This is a genomic window from Bradyrhizobium sp. SHOUNA76, from assembly GCF_023006445.1.
GTDB lineage: Bacteria > Pseudomonadota > Alphaproteobacteria > Rhizobiales > Xanthobacteraceae > Bradyrhizobium.
Map to the genome: position 1 here is coordinate 1 of NZ_JALBHA010000718.1, position 2,383 is coordinate 2,383.

Below are 2,383 nucleotides of genomic sequence, written 5' to 3' on the forward strand. Positions count from 1 at the left end.
ACGCGGCCTGTGCGGCTGCCGCCGCGCTCGCGATGGGCATCAGCCAGGACGTGTTGCAGGACGGCCTGCGCAGCTTTCCGGGACTGGCACACCGCATGGAGCAGGTCGGCCGCCGCGCCAACGTGCTCTTCGTCAACGACTCCAAGGGGACCAATGCGGATGCCACCGCGCACGCGCTGTCGTCCTTCGCCGACATCTTCTGGATCGCCGGCGGCAAGCCGAAGGCGGGCGGCATCACCAGCCTGACCGGCTTCTTCCCGCGCATCCGCAAAGCCTATCTGATCGGCGAGGCCGCGCCGGAGTTTTCCGGCACGTTGGGCACGGAGGTCGCCCACGAGATCAGCCAGACGCTCGACGTCGCCGTCGCGAACGCCGCGCGCGATGCGGAGGTGTCGGGCTTGCAGGACGCCGTCGTGCTGCTGTCGCCGGCCTGCGCCTCCTTCGACCAGTACCGCAACTTCGAGATCCGCGGCACCAAGTTCCGCGAGCTTGTGCAGGCGCTGCCGGGTGTGAAGCCGGTGGTGTGAGGATGGCGCGGCAACGCTGGATCGGAATTGCCGTCGCTGCTCTTGCCGTCCCGGTCGTCGCGGGCTTTGTCTTCGTTGTCGTCATCGACAATCTCATGAGCGGATTCGGCGCATGCCGCGTCGTTCGCCAGCGCGCATTCGCCTCGCCAAGCGGTAGCCAGTTGGTCGTCGTGGTCTGGAAGTCGTGCGGCGCGACGGTGCCCGACAGCACGCAAGCCAGTATCGTGGCGCGCGGCCGGACATTCTCGCCCGAGAGCACGCCGACCTTTCTCAGCGTGCGCGAGCATCAGGATGTCAGCGTTGCTTGGATTAGCGAGCATGCCGTCAGGATCGGGTCCATTTCCGGGACAGTCCAAATTTACAAACGCGACCAGCGCGTTGGGGATGTCACGATCAATTACGAATAGGGCAGTTCCGCAAGGTCTCGTGTCCCGGACGCGGTGCGGCACGAAGTGACGCTCCGCAGAGCCGGGACCCAGGAGCGGCAATGGGCCCCGGCTCTGCAGCGCACCGCAAGGGCGCAGCGCTGCGTCCGGGGCAAGAGACTCTCTACAAGTTCATCGATCCCCTTAACCCCCCGGTAACCAACCTCGGCGACCAATGGACCGACCTCTGTCCGAAAGCGGCCGCCCATGCTCTCCCGTGAAGAACGCACCCCCTTTTCCGAGTGGTGGTGGACCGTCGACAAGCCGCTGATGGGCGCCATTTTGGCGCTGATGCTGACCGGCGTGATCCTGTCGCTGGCGGCGAGCCCGCCGGTTGCGACCCGCATCGGGCTCGATCCATTCCATTTCTTCAGCCGCCATGTGCTGTTCCTGCTCCCGTCCTGCCTGGTGCTGCTCGGGGTGTCGTTCCTGTCGCCGCGCGCGATCCGCCGCTCGGCCCTGATCATCTTCGCGGCCAGCATCATCCTGATCGTGCTGACGCTTGCGATCGGCCCCGAAGTGAAGGGCTCGCGGCGCTGGATCACGCTGCTCGGCGTCAACATCCAGGCCTCCGAGATCGCAAAGCCGTCGTTCGTCGTCATCGCCGCCTGGCTGTTCGCGGAATCGACCAAGCGGCCGGAGATGCCTGCGACCTCGATGGCGCTGGTGCTGCTCTTGATGCTGGTCTCGCTGCTGGTAATGGAGCCGGACTTCGGCCAGACCATGCTGATCCTGATGGTGTGGGGCTCGCTGTTCTTCATCGCGGGCATGCGCATGATCTGGGTGTTTGGCCTGGCGGGCCTCGGTGCGGCCGGGCTGTTCAGCGCATATCTGTTCGTCCCGCATGTCGCAGGCCGCATCAAGCGCTTCATGAACCCTGCCTCGGGCGACACCTTCCAGGTCGATACCGCCATGGAGGCCTTCTACAATGGCGGATGGTTCGGGCTTGGGCCGGGCGAGGGCATCGCCAAGCGCAGCCTGCCGGACAGTCACACCGACTTCGTGTTCGCGGTCGCAGCCGAGGAGTTCGGCATCATCCTGTGTCTTGCGATGCTGACGCTGTTTGCCTTCGTCGTCATCCGCACGCTGTCGCGCGCCTATGCCAATGAGGACATGTTCTCGCGCTTCGCGGCTTCAGGGCTCGCCATCCTGTTCGGCGTCCAGGCTGCAATCAACATGTCGGTGAATCTTCAGCTGATCCCCGCCAAGGGCATGACGCTGCCTTTCATCTCCTATGGTGGCTCCTCGATCGTGTCGCTGGCCTATGGCGTCGGCATGATGCTGGCGCTGACGCGGCTGCGCCCCCGCACCGAGGTCGAGGCCAGCGGCCACGCCGACGCGATGCGGAGTTACGCCTAACCGCTCCCGTGTCCCGGACAAGCGCCGCGAAGCGGAGCGCAGAGCCGGGACCCAGAATGCCGCAACCATGGG

General features: G+C 65.6%; 3 protein-coding genes. All 3 read left to right on the top strand.

Annotated features, from left to right (window positions below):
* Positions 1-527 (top strand): glutamate ligase domain-containing protein (locus MOV74_RS36095; protein ID WP_309486873.1); only part of this gene is annotated, 527 nt, incomplete at its 5' end.
* A 2-nt stretch (positions 528-529) separates the two neighbouring features.
* Positions 530-934, top strand: coding sequence for a hypothetical protein (locus MOV74_RS36100; protein WP_246932037.1), 405 nt, complete (start codon positions 530-532; stop codon positions 932-934).
* A 225-nt stretch (positions 935-1,159) separates the two neighbouring features.
* Positions 1,160-2,311 (top strand): putative lipid II flippase FtsW, encoded by a 1,152-nt coding sequence (gene ftsW, locus MOV74_RS36105; protein WP_246932039.1) that lies wholly within the window; start codon positions 1,160-1,162, stop codon positions 2,309-2,311.
* Positions 2,312-2,383 lie beyond the last annotated feature (72 nt).

What these genes read in the sequence shown, in the direction of transcription:
- MOV74_RS36100 (WP_246932037.1), top strand. Translation starts at nt 530, where the DNA reads ATGGCGCGGCAACGCTGGATCGGAATTGCCGTCGCTGCTCTTGCCGTC.
- ftsW (WP_246932039.1), top strand. Translation starts at nt 1,160, where the DNA reads ATGCTCTCCCGTGAAGAACGCACCCCCTTTTCCGAGTGGTGGTGGACC.